A 21,674-nucleotide genomic window follows, 5' to 3' on the forward strand; every position below is an offset into this window, starting at 1 on the left:
CACGGTAAAAAATCAGAAAAAATGCCGAGAAAAACTGAAAACAGTCCCGCATGAATACTGCCTGCGGGACTGTTTCAATAAAGCGTCAATGACTCAACTCATTGATCTGTTGATCCGTCAAAAGCCGGTTAATTGATCACCCCGTCAATGCTACTGGCTGGCTGCAGGCAGCGCCGTTCCCAGATGCTGCAGGAAAAAGCGTTCGTATTTTTTATGCCAGGCCTTCGCCTTGATGGCGCCGCCCAGCGCATGTTCACCGTCCGGATCGAGAAACAGATCGACCAGTTGCTCCTTGCCGTTTTCGAGCAGGGCGCGGTACACGTTGACGGTGTCCTGATACAGCACGTTCGGGTCCTGCATGCCATGCACCAGCAGCAGAGGTTTTTTCAGCCCGGCAGTCAGGGGCAGCAGGGAATACTGGCGCAGATTCGGCTTGCTGCGCTCGGTTTTGCCAATGGTCCGGCCACTGTACCAGCTATTGTAATTTTCCCATTCGGTCGGACCTGCTCCGGCAATCCCGGCTGCAAATGTGTCCGGACTGGTGTACATGGTGTATTGCGTCTGGAAGCCGCCAAAACTCCACCCGGTCAGGCCAATCCGTTTGCCATCCACGCCCAGATGTTGCTGCATGTATTTCGCCAGGTCTTCCAGATCTTCGGTCTGCGGCTTGCCTGCCTGCTCCCAGTTGGCATCACTGAATTTGCGGCCATAGTTGGAATGTCCGCGCGGGTCCACCGCGACTGTCACATAGCCATGTTTTGCCGCCATGTACATGCCGAACAGATACGCGGTCGGCTGGAAGCTGTCTGTCTCCACGATATGGCGGTCGTTCAGCGGGCCGCCATAGGTGTAGACAATTGCAGGGCGCTGATCGCTGGTCTGCCAGTGGAATGGTTTGAATACATACGCCTGAATCTGGTCGCCGTGACGGTTGGTAAAGCTGAAACGTTCAGGGCGCAACAGGTCAATGCTGCTCCATTGCGGATCATGGCTGTTGGTCAGCGTCTGGGCTATGCCGGTTTTAACATCCATGATTTTCAATTCCGGACGGCTGGACCACTGACCTGCAACGCTGGCCACTTTTTCGCCATTCTCGGCAGCATCGCTCTGGCGGTGAAAATCACCTGCTGCACCCAGCGCTTTCATATCGCCGCTGGCAAGATCGGCCTTGAAGACATTCATTGCAGCGAAATCCCCTTTGTTTGCCAGCACAAACATGGCTTTGCTGTCCGGTGTGAAGCCGAGAATATGATGGGCTTCAAAGTCGCCTTTCAGTATCGCTCTGGCGCTGCCGTTTTCTGTATCGATGACATAAGGCTGGCGATAACCCTGCTCATCGAGTACGGCGATCAGTTGTTTGCTGTCCGGCGTGAATCGCGGATCGACGACATTCACGACCTCATGGCCGACGTTGCCGCGGCGCTCGAAAACCATTTTGGGTTTTTCGCTTTCTGCTGCATGGCCGACATAGATGCGCAGCAGATCCTTTTCGCGCTCCCAGGTGGAAAATGTGTAACGGCTGCCGTCTTTTGCCCAGCTGACCTTGCTCATCTCAAACCAGATATCACCGCCATCATTGGTGAATACCGGTTGCGGCTGGCGGGTGTTGGCGTCAGAGATATGCCGGATATACAGCGCCGTTGCGGGAATCCTGCGCTTATCATCCGACACTTCGCGCGGTACTTTTTTGGCGGTGGCAAAACGCTCGTTGTAATTCATGATTTCAACCTGGCGCTCGGAAGACGGATTCGGCTTGCCTGTATCCGGATTCACATCCGGCACGGCGGCAGAGATCGCCATCCACTGTTTATCTTCGCTCAGTACGGTGTCGGTAATGCTGTATTTTTTATCGGCATCGTCAGGATGAATCAGTTCCGGATTAAGTTGGCGGATGACGCTGGAATCAAAGCTGACGCTGTACAGACGTTTGTCATCCATATACAGATAACCCTGATCATTCGCCTGATACGCGACGATGCGTTCCGGTATGCCAGTGCGGGTCAGGCGTTCAATTTTGCCGTTAGCTGCTTGCAGACGGAACAGGTCGCCACGATACTGGAAGATCAGCTCATTCTTTTTGTTCGCCCAGACCAGTTGATCGACTCCGGGATACAGGTCGCCGGGTTTGAGTTTGTTTTTGGCGATTTTCTTTTTCAATTCATCGCGCAATTCCCATAAGGCTTTGGGTTTGTCGTTGTCCGCCTGATTGTCTTTTTTTTCTTCAACCGGTTTGTCGGCGGCTTTTCCGGCAGCAGCTTTTTCCCTGGAGGCTTCAGCATCCGCTTCCGCTTTTTTGGCTGCTTCTTTCACCTTTTTTTCTGCCAGTTCTTTTTGGACTTCTTCCAGTGCGGCAGTTTCCCATTGCATCAGATCGACCTGTTCACCGCGCAGATAGGCTGCCTGCGCCTCAGCTTTGGCCTGACGCTCTGCATCCTCCTGTTCACGTTGCCGGAATTTTTTATCGAATCTGTCCCACACTTCCGGCGCATCAAATGTCTTCATCACGGCAGGTGAAGTGATACGTCTGGTTTCGCCAGTCAGTGAGTCATAGAGATATAAATCGGATCCGGCCTCGCCAAACGGATTCCAGACATACGCCAGATAGCGCGCATCATGGCTGAAGTGAATCAGGCGTGCAGATTGTCCCGCATACGATTTTGCGCGGAACACCTGTTCCAGAGTGAGATCGGCAGGATTTGCTTTCGCAACGATATTGTTGGCCGGTGCTGCATGAGCAGGATATTGGGGCATTAAACCTGCGGACAGACCGCAGCAGATCAGCGTAATACTGAATGTGAGTGATTTTGGGGGCATATTGTCTCTGAGTGTTTGTTATAAGTGGTCAGCTGCTGCATACCGATAACGTCGATGTTGACCGGTGGAAAACAAGCAGCATAGACCGGACAAATTGAGGGATGGTTCCTTACGAATGAAAGAAAATTTTCAGGGAGAAAAGTTGTTTGATAAGTAATTGTCCCAGGCAAATTGCTATTTCCCGTCGCACCAGGGAACAACTTTTGTAGTGGCATTTTGCAGTATTAATTTCATGTTATTTCTGAATAAAAATAAAAGTGTCTTTTATTTAAAAGTTAGTGTTATAGTTAACTAGTACACTAAATCTGTGTAATAAGAAAAATGCATCAAAACAAGTTGTTCTTTTTGACAAAGAGCTTACTCCCCGGAGGGATCAAATCATGAACGCTGACTGGCATGATCAGTCACCGATTTACCGGCAATTAAAGCAGCGCATTCTCATCATGATTTTGGATGGCATCCTGAAATCAGGCGATGCACTGCCTTCGGTTCGGCAAATTGCAACTGAATATCAGATTAACCCGATTACTGTATCCAAGGCGTATCAGGAGTTAGTCGATGAAAAACTGGTAGAAAAAAGAAGAGGCATGGGTATGTATGTGATGGAGGGCGCATTGGATCAGTTGCTGGCCAGCGAACGTCAACGTTTTATCGAACAGGAATGGCCGGCGATGTGTGAGCGTATCAAACGTCTCGGGCTGAATGTGCAGGAGCTTCTGCAACAGCGTCATGAAGGAGAAAAACAATGAATACAGTGGTATCTGCAAACAGACTTAGCAAACATTATGGTAAGCAGCAGGTTCTCGATCAAATGAGTCTGAACATTCCTTCTGGACGCATTATAGGACTGATCGGGCCAAATGGTTCCGGCAAAACGACGACTCTCAAAGCCATACTGGGATTAACTTCGTTTGAGGGCGATATGACGGTACTCGGTCTTGATCCACGTACTCAACGCGATAAGCTGATGCGTGATATTTGCTTTATTGCGGATGTTGCGATCTTGCCGCGCTGGCTGAAGGTGAAGGAAGCGGTTGATTTTGTCGAAGGCGTGCATCCAAAATTTAATCGTGCCAAAGCAGAACGTTATCTTGCGAAGACCAAATTGTCACCGGACATGAAAGTTAAATCTATGTCCAAAGGAATGGTGGTGCAATTGCATCTGGCACTGGTGATGGCCATCGATGCGAAATTATTGATACTGGATGAGCCGACGCTGGGCCTTGATATTCTGTACCGGAAACAGTTTTATCAGGATTTACTCGAAGATTATTTTGATCAGCATAAAACTATCATCATCACCACTCATCAAGTTGAAGAGGTCGAGCATGTTCTGAGCGATCTGATCTTTATCCGTGATGGAAAAATTAACTTAACCATCAGCATGGAGGATATTGAGCAACGCTTTATCGAGGTTGCTGTCAGTCCCATGCATGTCGAACAGGCGCTCGCATTGAAGCCGATTGATCAACGCAATGTGTTTGGTAAGTATCTGATGCTGTTTGACGGTGTACAGCGTGAACTGCTGGCTCCATTGGGGGACTTACGTCAACCCAGTGTTGCTGACCTGTTTGTCGCAACCATGAAAGGAAAAAAATAATGAATACACTGAAGTGGTTGCTGAAACGGGAATTCTGGGAAAACCGCAGCTTGTTGCTATGGCCGAATCTGCTGGTCAGCGCTGTGATGATTTTATTTTCTTTGATTGCTGTCTTTAAAAATTTACACGAGGATCGTTACGCGGTTATCTTGCATCATGGCGTACCGTTGAGCGAAGTGCAATTTTCTGACATGACATCAAGAGTCGCCGGTGGGAGCGGGCTTCTTATGCTTGGTTTCTTTATGCTGGCAATGGTTCTTACGATGTATTCGTATTTATCCGGCGCACTTAGTGATGAAAGAAAAGACCGCAGCATTTTGTTCTGGAAATCCATGCCCGTTTCCGATGCTGCGACGGTTCTTTCCAAGGCGATATTCGGAGTAGTGGTTTTTCCAGTGACGATGATTGTCTTTGCTTTCTCGAGCAATCTGATTTGTCTGCTGATTATCTGTACGAGCTACGCGTTGAATGGGGTCAATTTATTCGTGCCTGTCTTGTTTCATCATGATGCCTGGCAACCTGTTTATCTGGCGATATTCAATTTTCCGATTTATCTTGCGTGGTCAGTGTTGACGGTTGGCTGGTTATTGCTGGTTTCTAGTTCACTGAATAAGCGTGTCGGTTTGTGGGTTGTTTTAGGACCGGTTGGCGTGTTCTTCTTTTTTGTCTGGATGAGCAGTCAATTTGGGCTCGATTGGAATGTACGGCATTTTGGTTATTTTGTTGTAGGGCGATTGATCTTCAGTTTGATTCCTTGTGGCTGGTTATTCAGTAATGAAATCGCACAACAATACCTGCTTATACAGGGACAAAAAGAAAAAATTGAATGGCTATTCCAGATAATGCGTGATCCGCAATGGCAATTGTTTGCTCACTGGAATATCTGGGTTGGGATGATTGTCGGAGCAGGGATGATTCTTGCTGCGATTAAAATCCGGCGCTGGCGCGAATGAGTATTGTCAGCAGACGGGCGCTGCTGGTTTATATTTGTCATGTCCGGATTCAATCATCTGCGATGACATCAGACATGCCCAGCCTGGCAGTGTCACATATTGCGCCTGGCAGGCTGGGTGGGATGTTTTCCCGAATCAGTTTCAGCGTGCCGGCCGTACCACCAGTGCCACACCGGCCAGTGCGATCGCCATTCCTGCTGCTGCAGTTGCGGTGAATTTTTCACCGAACATCAGCCATGCCATTGCTGCGGTGACTGCCGGAACAAGGTACATGTAACTGGTGACTTTGGTGGCCTCGCCATGCCGGATCAGGATGTAGAGGACCGAGATGCCGACTCCGGACAAGACAAATACCGACCATGCCAGCGCTGCGAAAAACTGTGGAGTCCATTGCACGGTCTGGGTTTCCAGCAGCAGCGCAAACGGCAGAGTCACCAGCAGCGAGGCGCCAAACTGAATGACCTGGCCGGTACGCACATCGAAAGAGGGACAGGTTTTTTTCTGATACAGCGTGCCTGTGGTCATGGCCAGCAATGCCATCGTGGCGAGCCCTACACTGACCGGCGATAAACTGACGACGGAGATTTTATTCGCAACCACCAGTCCCACGCCCATGATGCCAAATGCCAGCCCCAGCCATTGCTTGCCGCGGATGCGCTCGCCGATCAGCGGCCCCATGACGGCAGTCAGAATCGGCTGGGTGTTGGCGATCAGTGCCGCCAGGCCTGCGGGCATACCGAGCTTGACGGCGCACCAGATGCCGCCCAGATACATGGCCTGCATCAGGATACCAGCGACCGCAATCTGCGGCCAGGCGGAACGTGCCGGCCAGGGGGCGCGCATGATGACGGCGAGCGTCAGCATGAACAGGATGACGCCAAGGTAGCGCATGCAGAGGAAGGTCAGTGGTTCTGCATAAGGCAGACCGTATTTGGCGACCACATAGCCGGAAGCCCAGATAAAAATGAAGATACCTGGCAGCGAGCGCAGCAGCAGTGAAGATTGGGATTGCATGATTTTCTTGTCTCTTTGATGGCCTGAATTCGTCGTGCCGGAAGTAATTCGCCAAGACAGGGTATTGGCGAAAAAGTACCGGCAGGCGTTCAGTGTTATACGGTGAAACCTGATTTCATCTTCGCATAAACCGGTGGGCCGATAGATGAAAAAAAACCTGCGCTGTCAAAACATGCGCAGGTTTTTTTCATGTGTGCCGGCCGGACGACCGGAACAACGATCAATTATGCCAGGTTGGCGGCAGCAAAATCCCAGTTCACCAATGCCCAGAATGCTTCCAGATATTTAGGACGCGCATTGCGATAGTCGATGTAGTAAGCGTGTTCCCACAGATCGCAGGTCAGCAGCGGCTTGTCGGTCGTGGTCAGCGGTGTGGCTGCATTGGATGTGTTGACGATGTCCAGTGTGCCGTCAGCTTTTTTCACCAGCCAGGTCCAGGAGGAGCCGAAGTTGCCAACGCAGGACTTGGTGAAAGCTTCCTTGAAGGCGTCGAATGAGCCCCATTTTGCATTGATTGCGTCTGCCAGTGCGCCGGCCGGTGCGCCGCCGCCGTTAGGTTTCAGGCCATTCCAGTAGAAAGTGTGATTCCAGATTTGAGCTGCATTGTTAAAGACGCCGCCGGAAGATTTCTTGACGATTTCTTCCAGTGTGGCGTTTTCAAATTCGGTACCTTTGATCAGGTTGTTCAGATTCGTGACGTAAGTCTGGTGATGCTTGCCGTAGTGGTATTCCAGGGTTTCCTGGGAAATATGCGGAGCCAGGGCGTCCAGTGCATAGGGCAATGCCGGTAAGGTATGTTCCATGTTGCGTCCTTTAATTGTCGTCAGTGGTTTCCGTCTGTACAACGGGGAAAACCTGCATTGTAAGCGTTTGTGCAAAAGCTTGCAGCGTCAGGGCAGGAATTTATTTTGTGTCTGGAAGGCTTTGCTGCACGCTGCCTATCGTAATGTCTGCAGTTCCTCTGGCGAGCCTGACGGTCAGTATTGCGGCAGGTTGCAGCTCGCTGGCAGAGCGCAGGGAATGCCCTTTACGGTCGCTCAGAATGGCATAGCCGCGTTCCAGCGTGCGTTGCGGGTTCAGTAATTCCAGTTGCGTCTGTAAAGCCGTTAAATGCTGCTGCCGGGAACCGGACATTTGTCGTTGCGCCTGTTGCAGACGGCGCTGCCATTCGTCCAACCGCAGGTGTGCGGCAGAGGTCTGCGGACGATGGGTCGTGAACTGATTCTGCAGATAGTGCAGCCTTTGCATTGCCCGTTGCAGCGGCAGTGCCGCACTCAGACGCAGACGCTGTGCCAGATGTTGCAATTGCTGATGACGCAGCGCGAGTGTGGCGGACGGGCTCAGCAAGCGTCGCCCCAGCCAGTCCAGATTCTGCTGTTGCTCCTGCACACGGCGGCGCATGGCGCGCTGCATCAGCTGTTGTTGCGCAAGGAGTTGCGCCATCCAGTCACTGCGCGGCGTTGCCGCCAGTTCGGCGGCGGCGGTCGGGGTCGGCGCGCGCAGGTCTGCGGCGAAATCGGCGATGGTGAAGTCGGTTTCGTGCCCGATGCCGGTAATGACCGGAACCGGGCAATGGGCGATCGTGCGGGCCAGGGTTTCGTCATTGAAAGCCCACAGGTCTTCCATGCTGCCGCCGCCACGGCACAGCAGCAGGACATCGCATTCGGCCCGCGCAGCAGCAGTGGCTATGGCCTGCGCGATTTTTGCCGCAGCGCTCTCCCCCTGCACCGGTGTCGGGTACAGAATCACCTGCACATGCGGCGCCCGTCGCTGCAGCGTCGTCAGGATGTCGCGCAAAGCGGCTGCCTGCGGGCTGGTCACGATGCCGATCGTGCGCGGAAAAGGTGGCAGCGGACGTTTACGCGCCGGATCAAACAAACCCTCTTGCGCGAGCTGCGCCTTCAGGCGCAGGAAAGCCTCATACAGATTGCCGATGCCGGCACGCCGGATGGCTTCGACGCTTAACTGGTAATCGCCGCGGGGAGCGTATAAGGAAACCAGCGCCCGGACCTCCACCTTGTCGCCCTCGCGCGGCTGGAAGTCGGCATATTGTGCGCGTCCGCGAAACATCACCGCCCTGACCTGGGCGGCTTCATCTTTCAGTGTGAAATACCAATGTCCCGAAGCGGCGCGGGTAAAGTTGGATATTTCGCCAGAAACCCATGTCAGCGGTATATGACGCTCCAATAACTGAGCAACCGTCTTGTTCAGCGCCGAAACACTGATGACAGCAGGCGTGGTTATTGGGTTTGGTTCAGGAAATTCAGTATTCATCAAGGCTGGCATTGGAAAAGCTGTCCACAGAAGCGCTGGGTCATGGTCAGGACGGTACTCTGCCATATTCCTGCCCGGGAAATGCAAATTTTTTCAGTAAGTCGTTGATTTTCATTATAAAAGCATTTGCAAGTTACTTGTGCAATATGAAAATTTCCTTACAAATCAAGGGCGTTACTCAGTGATACAGTGCTTGTGCACAAACTTATCCACAGAAAAGGTGCATAAGCTGTGAGTATCTTTTTTTACCGGGCTGGCAGGCATGTCTGATGTCTCGCATGTTTTTTCTGATGATTTTTTGAGCACAATCTGAATTGTGAATGAAATCAATCACTTACCGTTATTTCTTTTTCTTTTGCACAATGTTGTCCACAAAAAATGTGCAGAATGTCCCTGAAATCCACAAGAAAATTTCTTCAGATCATCGGGCAGCCGGTTTTGCTGTCTTTTGGATGGCGCGCCTAAAAAACAGGCGGCGATAAATTTTTATTTAAAATCAATGATTTAAGATGATTTTCATTTGCTTATCACACACTTGTCCACAAAAAATGTGCAAAAACATGCCAGATCCGCCTGCCGGACCGGAATTGGCGGTTTTCCGGGACGAATTTAAGGTGTTTTGTGAACGGATTGCAAGTATGCTTATTTTTTAAGCGAAAAATTTTTATCAATATAAATCAAATACTTGAGATTTTTTCTAGGAATTTTACACATACTTGTCCACATAAAATGTGCAGAATCAGGGACTTATTCAGGCAGGAAACGGAGCTGCCCGGATTTTCAGCAAAAACACGGCAAAACGGCTTGTTGCCTATTTTGTTTGCACAAGAGTAATTGTTTTTGAAATCAGTGACTTAATGAATTTTTCTGCATTTGTTCACACGTTTGTCCACACAAAGTGTGTAAAAGAAGCGAGCTACATTTTGTTTTGAAATATGTTTTTTGCAATGAAAATCATTGCCTAATTCTTCAGCGAATCATAAAAAACCTATGATTTCAAAGACTTGGAAGGCATTCATTGGTTTATCCACAAGCTTGCGCACAGATTTTGTGTAAAACGGGGATGAATGCTGAAAGAAACACATTTTCTGCGCCATGCTCTTGCCGGTATGCCTGCAAAGCGCTACATTGCGGGGTTAGATTTCTGAACCTATAAGGAGTGCGCTTTGTTCGCCATCATTCAGGCTGCCGGCTGGCCCATTTATCTGTTGCTGATTGCTTCTGTCATTGCCCTGACACTGATTATTGAGCGCAGTTTTTCTCTGCGCAGAAATAAAATCTTGCCCGCCACCTTACTTGATGAGGTGATCCGCGTTTATCAGTCTGGCAAGGTCAAGCCGGAAGTGATCGATCAGCTGGCTGGCAATTCCCCGCTGGGGCAGGTGCTGGCCGCTGGCTTGCGCAATGCTGCGGCACCGCGCGAAGTCATGAAGGAATCGATTGAAGAGGCGGGTGCCGCTGTGGCGCATGAGCTGGAGCGCTTTCTGACGACGCTCGGAACGATTGCTTCGCTCGCACCTCTGATGGGGCTGTTTGGCACGGTGGTCGGCATGATTGAGATTTTTGGTTCCCAGACTGCCAGTGGCGCAAATCCGGCGCAATTGGCGCACGGTATCTCGGTGGCGCTGTACAACACCGGATTCGGCCTGCTGATTGCGATGCCGACGCTGGTGGCTTACCGCCATTTCCGGGCGCTGGTTGACAGTCTGGTGGTCGATATGGAGCAGAAGGCAGTTAAATTTGTGGATGTTGTACACGGCGCCAGAAAGTAACTCCCATGAATTTTCGTAAAGGTCAGAGCAGGGAAGAGCCGGAAATCAACCTGATTCCGTTCATTGACGTATTGCTGGTGATCCTGATTTTCCTGATGGTGACCACGACCTACAGCCGGTTCACCGAACTGCAGATCACGCTGCCGACGGCAGATGCTGAAAAAGCGCAGGAAAAACCGAATCAGATCGAGATCGGTATTGATGCGCAGGGGCGGTATAAGATCAACAACCAGGCGGTCTCGTTTCTGGATACCGCGACTCTGGCGGATGACCTGCGGCGCACGGTCAGTGCCATGAATGGCGCTAACGGCGGCGGTCAGCCGGACCCCGTCATCATCATCAACGCAGACCGTGCTGCCACGCACCAGTCGGTGATTGATGTGCTGGAGGCGGCGCGCATTGCCGGGCTGGCCAAAGTCACTTTTGCAGCACAGGCTGCGAACCGTTCCAGATAAGCCAGAAACTGTCTTTGCAGGCGAGGCGCGATGACGCCGTCGTGATCTGCACCATGGTCATGGTCTTCGCCTTGGTCTGTTCCCGGCAGATACCGGCATGGTGAAAGTGTGATGATCAACATCGGGGAGGATACGCTCCCCGGTTTTTTTAAGGATGGCTGACAATGCGCATCTGGCTGGAAAACAGCTTGCTACGGGCATGGCAGAAACGGGGCCTGCTGGCATATTTGCTGCGCCCCTTGTCTTTGTTGTTTCAGTGGATCGTGGCATTCCGCTTCGGATTGTTTGTCATGGGCTACAAGGCGCAGACCCGCTTGCCGGTGCCGGTCATCGTGGTTGGCAATATTTATATCGGGGGAACCGGTAAAACGCCGCTGGTGATCTGGCTGGTGCAGCAGTTGCAGAAGGCAGGGTGGCATCCCGGCGTGGTTTCCCGCGGATATGGTGCAGCCGCTGATAATGTGTCGCTGCTTGATGCGCATGCGGATGCTGCGGTAGCCGGTGACGAGCCGGTATTGATTGCGCAGCGTACTTCTGTGCCGGTTGCCGTTGGCCGGGGCAGGGTAGCCGCAGCCCGGGCATTGCTGCAGGCTTTTCCGGATACCGATGTGTTGATTGCCGATGATGGTTTGCAGCATTATTTTCTGGCACGGGATATTGAAATCATGCTGTTTGACCAGCGTGGTGCGGGAAATGGCTGGATGCTACCCGCCGGCCCTTTGCGCGAGCCCTTGACACGGCGGCGTGATTTCACGGTGGTGAATGCGCCGGAACAGATTGCTCTGACGCAGATTCCGGGCGTACCGGCAGCAGCCGTGCGGATGCAGCTGATTGCGCAGGATGCTTATCAGCTGATGCAACCGCAACGGCATCAGGCTTTATCTGAGATGACAAATACCCGGGTGATTGCCGCCGCCGGGATCGGCAATCCGCAGCGTTTTTTCATGATGTTGAAAGCAGCCGGCTTACAGTGTGAAGAAATGCCGCTGGCAGATCATCAGCATTTTCACAGCGGTATTTTTGCCGGGCGCAATGCGGATTGCATTCTGATCACTGAAAAGGATGCAGTAAAATGTCGCCAGATTCCAGCTTTGCAAACGGATGCCCGGATCTGGGTAGTGCCTGTTGAGGCGCAGCTTGATCCTGGTTTTGCGGCTGATTTATTACCTATGATTGCGGAGAAAAAGCATGGACGCACGTCTGCTTGATATTTTGGTTTGCCCTTTGTGCAAAGGCCCACTGGTTTATAACAAAAATGCACAGGAGCTGATCTGTTATGGCGACAAGCTGGCTTTCCCGGTCCGGGATGATATCCCGATCATGTGGGCAGATCAGGCGCGCGCGCTGACCGCAGAAGAAATTGAAGCCCGCTGAAAATACGTTCAAATACCGACACACCGGATCACAGTATGAGTTTTGTTGCGATTATTCCTGCCCGTCTGGCATCGAGCCGCCTGCCCGATAAACCGCTCGCTGATCTGGAAGGAAAACCCATGGTGGTGCGCACAGCAGAGCGTGCGCTGGCATCGGGCGCAAGGGAAGTCATGGTCGCAACGGATCATGCCGACATTGTGGCTGCGTGTGAAGCCTTTGGTATCCCGGTTTGCCTGACCCGCACGGATCATCCGTCCGGCACAGACCGGATTGCAGAAGTGGCTGCCCGCATGGAGCTGCCGGCAGATGCCGTGATTGTGAATGTACAGGGCGATGAACCGCTGATTGACCCTGACCTGATCGCCGCCACTGCAGCACTGATCAATGCCGCCACGCCGATGGCAACTGCCGCGCATCCGTTGCATGAGGCGCCTGATGTGTTTAATCCGAACGTGGTGAAAGTGGTGCTGGATAAGATGCAGCGCGCACTGTATTTTTCCCGTGCCACGATTCCCTGGCACCGGGATGCCTTTGCGCAGCAGCGGGATCAGTTGCCTGCCGGATACCAGCCTTTGCGCCATATCGGTCTGTATGCCTACCGTAACGATTTCCTGCAGATGTATCCGCAGTTACCCGTGTCGCCGCTGGAGCAGATTGAAGCGCTGGAGCAACTTCGCGTGTTGTGGCATGGCTACCCGATTGCCGTGCATGTGACGGCAACGGCACCTGCGCCTGGCGTCGATACACCGGAAGATCTGCTGAGAGTGCGCCGGATTTTTCAGCAAATGCGCTAAAAAATTAACGAACTTAGCCACGAATTGATGCCAAAGCGTCAGGAATAAAGAAATTTGTGGTAAGTTTCGTGAAAAGAAACTGTGTTATTACTACCAGAAGAAAAACAATTCCGCGTAGTCATGCACCCAAACAGGCTGGAAAGATTCTGCCTGCACCACGGTGCCGGCACACAAATAAATTCAAACTCGTCTTAGGAACTAAAATGCGTCTTATTTTGTTGGGAGCACCAGGTGCCGGCAAGGGCACTCAAGCGAATTACATCAAAGAAAAATTCAATATTCCTCAAATTTCCACCGGCGATATGCTGCGTGCCGCGGTCAAGGCAGGAACACCGCTGGGTCTGGAAGCGAAAAAAGTCATGGATGCCGGCGGACTGGTTTCCGATGACATCATTATTGGCCTGGTCAAGGACCGTCTGAAACAAGCTGATTGTGCAAACGGTTATTTGTTCGATGGTTTTCCACGGACCATTCCTCAGGCGGATGCCATGAAGGAAGCAGGCGTGACGATTGACTATGTGCTGGAGATCGACGTGCCGGACGAGGCGATCATTGATCGCATGAGCGGGCGACGCGTTCATCCTGCTTCTGGCCGCACCTATCATGTGAAATACAATCCGCCAAAAACGGCTGGTAAAGATGATATTACCGGTGAGGAACTGATTCAGCGCGATGACGACCAGGAAGAAACCGTCAAAAAACGACTCGCTGTTTACCATGAGCAAACCGAGGTGCTGGTTGGTTACTACGGAAACTGGGCGAAATCAGGCCAGCCGGGAGCGCCGAAATATCGCAAGATTGCCGGTGTCGGTGCCGTGGAGGCAATACGCGATAATGCATTTGCTGCATTGAGCGAATAAAAAAAGCGGACTGATGTCCGCTTTTTTTATTTCGTTATCCGTTAAGAATCAGGACTCCTGCAGCTCAGGGATGATCAGATTGCGAATAAGGTGTACAGGTTTCAGCAGTATCTGAATTGCATGTAAATGGCATGTATGCAGAATTCATCGCATCAGCAGGGTGGAGATGAGTTCTGGTGGTTATTGCAAACAATGTTCTTGCTGTGCTTTGTCGTTTGTCGTCATCAGACCGGACTTACTCATAAGGTGAGCCGGTAATAATAATGGAGGAGTCAACATGGTAGCGAGTCTCTGGTTTGTCATCGCCTGTGGCGTTATTGCGGTCGTCTATGGCCTGATATCACGTAACTGGATCTTACGGCAGGATGCAGGTAATCCGCGCATGCAGGAAATTGCTGCGGCGATACAGCAGGGCGCGGCGGCTTATCTGGCGCGGCAGTACCGGACCATTGCGTTGGTCGGTGTGATTTTGTTTGTGGTGATCGCTGTCATGCCCGGTCTTGGCATGACCACGGCGAGCGGATTTCTGATCGGTGCCGTGCTGTCCGGAGCCTGTGGTTTCATCGGCATGAATGTCTCGGTCCGGGCCAATGTCCGTACCGCGCAGGCTGCCACCAAGGGCATGAATGAGGCGCTGGATGTAGCTTTTCGCGGCGGCGCAATTACCGGGATGCTGGTGGTCGGGCTCGGGTTGCTGGGGGTGGCCATTTTTTATGCAGTGCTGATCACTTCCGCACCGCACGGCATGGGGCTGACAATCAGCCAGCATGATGTGATCAAGCCGCTCATCGGACTCGCGTTTGGCGCTTCCCTGATTTCAATTTTTGCCCGTCTCGGTGGCGGTATTTTTACCAAAGGTGCGGACGTCGGCGCCGATCTGGTCGGTAAAGTGGAAGCCGGAATTCCCGAAGACGATCCGCGCAATCCGGCGGTGATTGCTGACAACGTGGGCGACAATGTCGGCGACTGCGCCGGGATGGCGGCTGATTTGTTTGAAACGTATGTGGTGACGCTGATTGCCACCATGCTGCTCGGTGCATTGGTGGTGACCGGAGCAGTGACGGAAGCAATTATGTATCCCCTGCTGCTCGGCGCGGTGTCCATCCTTGCTTCGATTGTTGGTTGCTCGGCAGTCAAGGCAAAACCTGGCAAGAAAATCATGTCTGCGCTGTACACCGGTTTGTGGTGGGCGGCTGGCTTATCCCTGATTGGTTTTGCCGTCGTGACCTGGATGGTGTGGCAGGATGATGCGATGCGCTGGAAAATGCTCGGCGCAACCGTGGTCGGTATCGTTCTCACTGGCCTGATGGTGTATATCACGGAGTATTACACCGGCACCGATTTCAAGCCGGTTCGTCATGTTGCGGAGGCGTCTACAACGGGCCACGGAACAAACATCATTGCAGGTCTGGGTGTGTCGATGAAATCGACTGCATGGCCGGTGCTGGCCGTTTGCGCAGCGATCCTGATTTCATTTTCCCTGGCAGGTCTGTATGGCATTGCGATTGCTGCCACGGCCATGTTGTCCATGGCCGGCATTGTGGTGGCGTTGGATGCTTATGGCCCGATCACCGACAATGCGGGCGGCATCGCTGAAATGTCCGAGATGCCGGCTTCCGTGCGCGCAATTACTGATCCGCTGGATGCGGTCGGCAATACGACAAAAGCCGTCACCAAAGGCTATGCGATCGGCTCTGCGGGTCTTGCATCGCTGGTTTTATTTGCCGATTACACGCATGCGCTCGAATCCGTCGGGCAATCGACCGTTTTCAGCCTGTCGGACCCGAAGGTGATCGTCGGTCTGTTTATCGGTGGCCTGATTCCTTACCTGTTTGGCGCCATGGCAATGGAAGCGGTGGGACGGGCTGCCGGAGCCGTGGTGATTGAAGTGCGCCGGCAGTTTAAAGAAATCAAAGGCATCATGGATGGCAGCGGCAAACCGGAATACGATAAAGCGGTTGATATGCTGACCAGTTCAGCGATCCGCGAAATGATTCTGCCGTCATTGTTGCCTGTGATTGTTCCGGTGCTGGTCGGTTTGTTGCTGGGATCGGCAGCATTGGGCGGTTTGCTGATGGGAACAATTGTGACGGGTTTATTTGTTGCGATATCAATGACCACTGGTGGCGGTGCCTGGGATAATGCCAAGAAATACATCGAGGACGGGCATTATGGCGGCAAAGGATCAGACGCCCATAAAGCGGCTGTCACGGGGGATACCGTGGGTGATCCGTATAAAGACACGGCTGGTCCGGCTGTGAATCCTCTGATTAAAATCATTAATATCGTGGCACTGCTGCTGGTCCCCCTGCTGCCGGCGGCAAGTGTGACTGCTCATGGTGACAACGGTCCGGTCATGCAGGCTGCACCTATCATTCACTCTGTGCCTGAGCCGGCAGCTGGCGCAGCGGTTAGTCAGCCAGCTGCACCTGCAACAGCATCGGCGGCAAGTGCGGCAGGTGCCAAGTAGTCCGCTGTTTCCGGTAATCTTTGAAAAAATGACCGTTCAGCGAATGGTCATTTTTTTTTGTATCTGAAATTTTGGGATTGAGTCGTGTTTTAAAGTGACGTTTACGTTAACGTTAATTTGAGTCAGAATGATGGAATTGGCTGAATTGGCGGTTGAGCAGACCGATATCTGATTGCGCTGTACAGCCAGGTGCTTTATCTGTGGTTTTTTCAAACTTCTTATTGTCAGACAAACATTAACCAAACACGGGAAGAAACAATATGCAAATCCAGAACGGCGTATTTATTATTACTGGCGGTGCTTCAGGCTTGGGAGCCGCGACCGCAAAAATGCTGGCAGCGAACGGCGGTAAAGTCGTGCTGGCAGATGTGCAGGTTGAAGCAGGTGAGGCGCTGGCAAAAGAGCTGGGTGGTCAGTTTGTAAAGTGCGATGTGACTTCTGAGGCTGACGGTAAAGCCGTGGTCGAAGCGGCAACGGCACTTGGTACCGTCCGTGGCCTGATCAATTGCGCTGGTGTGGCGCCTGCGGTCAAAACGGTCGGTAAAGACGGCCCGCATCCACTGGACGTGTTTCAGCGTGTGGTCAACATCAATCTGGTCGGGACTTTCAATATGTGCCGTCTGGCTGCTGATGCCATGGCAAAAACGGAAGCAAATGCGCAGGGAGAGCGCGGCGTTATTATCAATACAGCCTCTGTCGCCGCTTATGACGGGCAGATCGGGCAGGCTGCGTATGCGTCTTCCAAGGCAGCGGTGGTTGGCCTCACTTTGCCGATGGCGCGCGACCTGTCCCGCAGCGGCATCCGCGTAATGACGATTGCGCCGGGCATTTTTGAAACGCCGATGCTGCTTGGCATGCCGCAGGAAGTGCAGGATGCCCTGGGTAAAATGGTACCGTTCCCGCCGCGCCTGGGTAAACCGGAAGAATATGCCCATTTGTCTAAAACCATCATCGAAAACGTCATGATGAACGGCGAAACAATCCGGCTGGATGGCGCTATCCGCATGCAGCCAAAATAAGTGCAGCAGAATTGACTGTGGATTGTTGTTTTTGCAGTCTGCGGGCACTATTGAGCAGTGCTGCAACATGACAAGCCGGTAACAGGCTAATACACTAAGGCAAATTTCGATTTGCCTTATTTTTTTGGATTCCAATGCGTGATCATGCGGGAACAGGGCTGATACTGACCGGTGGCGGAGCGCGTGCCGCTTATCAGGTCGGCGTCATTGATGAGATTGCACGGATACTCAGACAGAATGGCTGGCCGGCGCAAGAGAATCCGTTTGGCATCATTTGCGGAACATCGGCTGGTGCCATTAATGCCGTTGCGCTGGCATGCCGGGCGGATAATTTTGCCGAAGCCACCTCAGCGGTACTGCATATCTGGGAAAATTTTCAGGCAGCGCAGGTTTATCGTGCTGACTCTCTCGGAGTAATGCGCAGCGGCGCACGCTGGCTGACTTTGTGGTCATTTGGCTGGTTATTGAACAAATGGCGCAAGGCTCCTCCTAATTCTCTGCTGGACTGTTCGCCGCTGGAAGCCTTGCTGAACAGAATGCTGGATTTTCAGCGGCTGGACACGGCATTGCGTGCCGGACACTTGCGTGCACTGGCGGTCACGGCTTCGTCCTATACGACGGGTCAGCATCTGACGTTTTATCAGACGCTGGCGCAGATTGAACCCTGGATCCGAAGCCAGAGACTGGCGCAGCGCGACTATATCACCGTGCCACATCTGATGGCATCGGCCGCGATTCCGTTTGTGTTTCCAGCAGTGCCGCTGAATTGGGGCGGGCAGCTGGAGTATTGCGGCGATGGTTCTATGCGTCAGTTGGCGCCGATCTCACCGGCTATTCATCTTGGTGCGCGCAAAGTGCTGATCATCGGCGCCGGGCGTCTTACCGAGCCGCCAGTAGTCAGTCGTGAAGCTGCCCGCTACCCGAGTCTGGCGCAGATTGCCGGACATGCCTTGTCCAGTATTTTTCTCGACAGCCTCGCTGTCGATATTGAACGGCTGACCCGCATCAACAAAACTTTATCGATGTTGCCACCTCCTTTATTGGAAAAAACACCGTTACGACCGGTGGAGCTATTGGTGATCGCCCCCTCAGAACGATTGGATGAAATTGCCAGCCGTCATATACAGAGTCTGCCCTTACCCGTCCGGACCATGCTGGGCGGTATTGGCGCAACGGAGGTCAGAGGGTCTGCGCTGGCTTCTTATCTTTTATTTGAATCGAGTTATACCAGGGAGTTGATCGCTCTGGGACGCAGTGATACGCGACAGCGGGAGAAAGATGTGTTGCAATTTTTTAACCGCCAAGAGGTACATATCTGAAAATCGGCATCGAGGTCAATTTGACATATTGCCCTGATGCTGCCAAAAGGCTAATCTCTGTTCTTAAAATCTATTGAAATTCATTTAAATCAATGAAAAATACGCAATTTATACGGCAGTGGGCAATGTTTCTGATGATTACATTGCTTGCTTCGATGGCATTTGCAAAAGATAATATCGGAATTGTCCCCGTTAACGAGCTTCCGCAGGAAGCGCAAACCACGTTAGTACTCATCAAGCACGGCGGTCCTTTTCCCTATGAAAAAGATGGTGTCGTTTTTGGCAATTATGAGTCCAGGCTTCCTAAGCAAAAGCGTGGGTATTATCACGAATATACTGTTAAGACACCGCGTGCCCGTAACCGCGGCCCTCGCCGCATTATTGCTGGCGGCGTGCCGGAGAGTTCGGGTGAATACTATTACACAGATGACCACTACGAAAGTTTTCGTCGTATCAAAGAATAATTATGATCTCATCGACTGAGGAAGAGAAAGAGCCGGGTTTGCTGGAAACGGTTGCGCCGAATGTGGTGCAGTCAATCCGGGCTTTCCGTGTTCTGGATTTGCAATCAGAAGCTGCGCATCTCGGGCAGCATTTTTTGTATGCGTACTGTCTCGAAGCAAGCACTAAACAACAGGTATTGGGCAAGATAGCCGCTTCTTTCGGTTTCCCAAAATATTTCGGAAAAAATTTCGATGCATTATCCGACTGCCTGACCGATATGATCTACAAAGCAGGTCCGCAACCCGGTTTCGTGATTGTTCTGGAACAATTGCCCAATACACCTAAATTTGACAAGGAAGCACGCGAAACCTTGCTGGATGTATTCCGTGACGCAGCAGATTTCTGGGCAGAAAAGAAAGTTGCCTTCAGAGTTTTTTATTCATTTGAATAAATTCCGGCCAGTACCGTTTCCTGTATGCCGGTGCTGACCACCGGCACTTTTATTTGGGGCTTCCTGCCTTACAGCGTTACAATGCCGCCATGAAAAAGATCGTTATCCTCATTTCTGGCCGCGGCAGTAACATGCAGGCCATCGTCGAGGCCTGCCAGGCGGAACAATGGCCAGCACAGATTGCCGCGATTATCAGCAATAAAGCCGACGCCAGCGGCCTTGTCTATGCGGCGAACCGGGGCATACCAACTGCCGTGGTTCCCAGTAAGGAATATACGGAACGGAGCGCATTTGATCAGGCATTACTTGAGCAGATTGACCAGTATTCCCCGGACTTGGTCGTGCTGGCCGGTTTCATGCGGATTCTGACACCTGGATTCGTGGCGCATTATGCAGGAAGGATGCTGAACATTCACCCCTCGCTGCTGCCCAGTTTTGTCGGTCTGGCAACGCACCGTCAGGCGCTGGAGGCAGGGGTCAAGGTGCACGGGGCGACAGTGCATTTTGTGACCGCCGAACTTGACCACGGCCCGATTGTCGCGCAGGCCGTGGTTCCGGTTTTTTCGGGGGATACCGAAGACAGCCTGGCGCACCGGGTGCTGGAACAGGAACATCGCTTATATCCGCAAGCTGTACGCCAGTTTGTGGAAAATAAAATCAGCATTATTGGCAATACGGTCCACATCAGCGAGCCAGCATCCGCCAATATGCGCTAATCACCAGGGTCAGATTTGACCTGTCAGGAATTGAAGGAAGCAGAATGAGATTACCTCCCGCCATCATTGGTCATGCAGAAGAAGTTTTGCGTGAAATTTTACGTTTTACCGGACCAGCAGATGGCACATTGTCCCGCTATTTCCGGGAACACCCCCGGCTTGGCTCCCGTGAGCGTGGTGTGATCGCAGAAGCGATCTATGGCTTATTGAGAAACAAGTTGGTCTACACCAGCTTTGCCGAATCCGGGTCTGGTTCTGCCATGCGCAGACTGACTTTGCTGGGACTGGCAGACGCCGTGGGTGTTGACTCACTCGGCGGATTAAGTGAAGACGAAACCGCATGGCTGACCAGAGTTATGCAGATTGACCGCTCTCATTTGCCCTTGCTGATGAAAGCGAATCTTCCGGAGTGGCTATGGACAAAACTCTGCACCCAGTTTGGCGAAGCCGGGGCGCTGACGCTGGCAGAATCCATGAATATGCCGGCAGCGCTTGATCTGCGGGTAAATTCGCTCAAGAGTGACCGCGATACGGTCGCCCAGACATTGGCTGAAGCACCGATCATCACTGAACCGACACCCTATGCCAGTACTGGTTTGCGTGTCCGGAAAAAGCCATCGATACAGAATTTGCCTTTGTTTAAAGATGGGACGATCGAAGTACAGGATGAAGGCAGTCAGTTACTTTCGCAACTGGTCGGTGCGCGTCGTGGTGAAATGGTGGCTGATTTTTGTGCCGGCGCAGGCGGCAAGACCCTTGCACTGGGCGCCATCATGCGTAACACCGGCCGGCTGTATGCATTTGATGTGTCGGAAAAACGGCTGGCAAAGCTGAAGCCGAGACTGGCGCGCAGCGGTTTATCCAATGTGCATCCGGTCGTCATTGCGCATGAAAAAGACGCCAAAATCAAGCGTCTGGCTGCCAAGCTGGACCGGGTTCTGGTGGATGCTCCTTGCAGTGGCCTGGGGACATTGCGTCGTAATCCCGATGTGAAATGGCGCCAGACTCCGGAAGGGGTTGCTGAGCTGAACCAGAAACAGAGTTCCATTCTCGACAGCGCCTCGCGCATGGTAAAGCCGGGCGGACGCCTGGTGTATGCCACCTGCAGTATTCTAGATGAGGAAAATGAAGGAATCGTTGAGGCGTTTTTGAATGCGCATCCTGAATTCTCTCTGGTACCGGTTTCCCGTGTTCTGGAAGAGCAGAAAATCCAGCTGGAGATGGGAGACTATCTGAAACTGTATCCGCATATTCATCAGACCGATGGTTTTTTTGCTGCGGTGCTGGAACGCCAGAAGTAATACCGTCATGCAGGATCAGCGTTCCGGATTGCCGCAAGCGCTGA

The 21,674-nt window shown here is 52.3% G+C and carries 20 protein-coding genes; 16 read left to right on the forward strand and 4 right to left on the reverse strand.

What is annotated here, in order from left to right:
- Window positions 1-150 precede the first annotated feature (150 nt).
- A complete protein-coding gene (locus H8K27_RS04550; protein WP_186862039.1) occupies window positions 151-2,751 on the reverse strand; it encodes a S9 family peptidase in 2,601 nt (866 codons plus the stop codon).
- Window positions 2,752-3,194: 443 nt separating this feature from the next.
- Here H8K27_RS04550 and H8K27_RS04555 point away from each other — a divergent pair, with 443 nt between their 5' ends.
- The 3 genes from H8K27_RS04555 to H8K27_RS04565 are packed head-to-tail and all read left to right on the forward strand — an operon-like array spanning window position 3,195 to window position 5,367.
- Window positions 3,195-3,563 carry a GntR family transcriptional regulator gene (locus H8K27_RS04555; protein WP_186862040.1) on the forward strand — a complete coding sequence of 123 codons (369 nt, stop codon included), beginning with the start codon at window positions 3,195-3,197 and terminating at the stop codon, window positions 3,561-3,563.
- Entirely contained in the window at window positions 3,560-4,414 is an 855-nt protein-coding gene (locus tag H8K27_RS04560) for an ABC transporter ATP-binding protein (RefSeq protein ID WP_186862041.1), read from the forward strand. Before H8K27_RS04555 ends, H8K27_RS04560 begins: the two co-directional genes overlap by 4 nt.
- Window positions 4,414-5,367 carry an ABC-2 transporter permease gene (locus H8K27_RS04565; RefSeq protein WP_186862042.1) on the forward strand — a complete coding sequence of 318 codons (954 nt, stop codon included), beginning with the start codon at window positions 4,414-4,416 and terminating at the stop codon, window positions 5,365-5,367. The genes H8K27_RS04560 and H8K27_RS04565 overlap by 1 nt, the downstream gene beginning before the upstream one ends.
- 141 nt (window positions 5,368-5,508) lie before the next feature.
- On the opposite strand, the gene H8K27_RS04570 is transcribed toward H8K27_RS04565, so the two are convergent.
- The 3 genes from H8K27_RS04570 to xseA form a co-directional block, all read right to left on the reverse strand.
- Window positions 5,509-6,381 (reverse strand): DMT family transporter, encoded by an 873-nt coding sequence (locus tag H8K27_RS04570; RefSeq protein WP_186862043.1) that lies wholly within the window; start codon window positions 6,379-6,381, stop codon window positions 5,509-5,511.
- 224 nt (window positions 6,382-6,605) lie between these two features.
- Entirely contained in the window at window positions 6,606-7,184 is a 579-nt protein-coding gene (gene sodB, locus H8K27_RS04575; RefSeq protein ID WP_186862044.1) for a superoxide dismutase [Fe], read from the reverse strand.
- A gap of 100 nt (window positions 7,185-7,284) precedes the next feature.
- Window positions 7,285-8,655, reverse strand: a complete 1,371-nt coding sequence (gene xseA, locus H8K27_RS04580; RefSeq protein WP_186862045.1) for an exodeoxyribonuclease VII large subunit — start codon at window positions 8,653-8,655, stop codon at window positions 7,285-7,287.
- Window positions 8,656-9,821: 1,166 nt separating this feature from the next.
- Here xseA and H8K27_RS04585 point away from each other — a divergent pair.
- From H8K27_RS04585 to H8K27_RS04645, 13 genes are all read left to right on the forward strand, one after another.
- Entirely contained in the window at window positions 9,822-10,427 is a 606-nt protein-coding gene (locus H8K27_RS04585; RefSeq protein ID WP_186862046.1) for a MotA/TolQ/ExbB proton channel family protein, read from the forward strand.
- 5 nt (window positions 10,428-10,432) lie between these two features.
- Window positions 10,433-10,882 carry an ExbD/TolR family protein gene (locus tag H8K27_RS04590; protein ID WP_186862047.1) on the forward strand — a complete coding sequence of 150 codons (450 nt, stop codon included), beginning with the start codon at window positions 10,433-10,435 and terminating at the stop codon, window positions 10,880-10,882.
- A gap of 164 nt (window positions 10,883-11,046) precedes the next feature.
- On the forward strand, window positions 11,047-12,090 hold the full coding sequence (gene lpxK / locus H8K27_RS04595) for a tetraacyldisaccharide 4'-kinase (protein ID WP_186862048.1): 1,044 nt from the start codon (window positions 11,047-11,049) through the stop codon (window positions 12,088-12,090).
- Window positions 12,071-12,256, forward strand: coding sequence for a Trm112 family protein (locus H8K27_RS04600; protein ID WP_176802478.1), 186 nt, complete (start codon window positions 12,071-12,073; stop codon window positions 12,254-12,256). The genes lpxK and H8K27_RS04600 overlap by 20 nt, the downstream gene beginning before the upstream one ends.
- 35 nt (window positions 12,257-12,291) lie before the next feature.
- Window positions 12,292-13,050, forward strand: coding sequence for a 3-deoxy-manno-octulosonate cytidylyltransferase (kdsB, locus tag H8K27_RS04605; RefSeq protein ID WP_186862049.1), 759 nt, complete (start codon window positions 12,292-12,294; stop codon window positions 13,048-13,050).
- A 203-nt stretch (window positions 13,051-13,253) separates the two neighbouring features.
- Window positions 13,254-13,910 (forward strand): adenylate kinase, encoded by a 657-nt coding sequence (gene adk / locus H8K27_RS04610; RefSeq protein ID WP_186862050.1) that lies wholly within the window; start codon window positions 13,254-13,256, stop codon window positions 13,908-13,910.
- A 277-nt stretch (window positions 13,911-14,187) separates the two neighbouring features.
- Window positions 14,188-16,380: a sodium-translocating pyrophosphatase gene (locus H8K27_RS04615; protein WP_186862051.1), complete on the forward strand. Its 2,193-nt coding sequence runs from the start codon at window positions 14,188-14,190 to the stop codon at window positions 16,378-16,380.
- Window positions 16,381-16,640: 260 nt separating this feature from the next.
- Entirely contained in the window at window positions 16,641-17,399 is a 759-nt protein-coding gene (locus H8K27_RS04620) for a 3-hydroxyacyl-CoA dehydrogenase (RefSeq protein ID WP_186862052.1), read from the forward strand.
- Window positions 17,400-17,533: 134 nt separating this feature from the next.
- Window positions 17,534-18,718, forward strand: a complete 1,185-nt coding sequence (locus tag H8K27_RS04625) for a patatin-like phospholipase family protein (RefSeq protein WP_186862053.1) — start codon at window positions 17,534-17,536, stop codon at window positions 18,716-18,718.
- 155 nt (window positions 18,719-18,873) lie between these two features.
- Window positions 18,874-19,182 carry a guanyl-specific ribonuclease gene (locus tag H8K27_RS04630; RefSeq protein WP_408058422.1) on the forward strand — a complete coding sequence of 103 codons (309 nt, stop codon included), beginning with the start codon at window positions 18,874-18,876 and terminating at the stop codon, window positions 19,180-19,182.
- 2 nt (window positions 19,183-19,184) lie between these two features.
- Window positions 19,185-19,613 (forward strand): barstar family protein, encoded by a 429-nt coding sequence (locus H8K27_RS04635; RefSeq protein ID WP_186862055.1) that lies wholly within the window; start codon window positions 19,185-19,187, stop codon window positions 19,611-19,613.
- Window positions 19,614-19,702: 89 nt separating this feature from the next.
- Entirely contained in the window at window positions 19,703-20,329 is a 627-nt protein-coding gene (gene purN / locus H8K27_RS04640) for a phosphoribosylglycinamide formyltransferase (RefSeq protein ID WP_186862056.1), read from the forward strand.
- Window positions 20,330-20,373: 44 nt separating this feature from the next.
- Window positions 20,374-21,630 carry an RsmB/NOP family class I SAM-dependent RNA methyltransferase gene (locus H8K27_RS04645; protein WP_186862057.1) on the forward strand — a complete coding sequence of 419 codons (1,257 nt, stop codon included), beginning with the start codon at window positions 20,374-20,376 and terminating at the stop codon, window positions 21,628-21,630.
- Window positions 21,631-21,674: the final 44 nt, after the last annotated feature.

Source organism: Cognatundibacterium griseum, assembly GCF_014284195.1.
GTDB lineage: Bacteria > Pseudomonadota > Gammaproteobacteria > Burkholderiales > Burkholderiaceae_D > Undibacterium > Undibacterium griseum.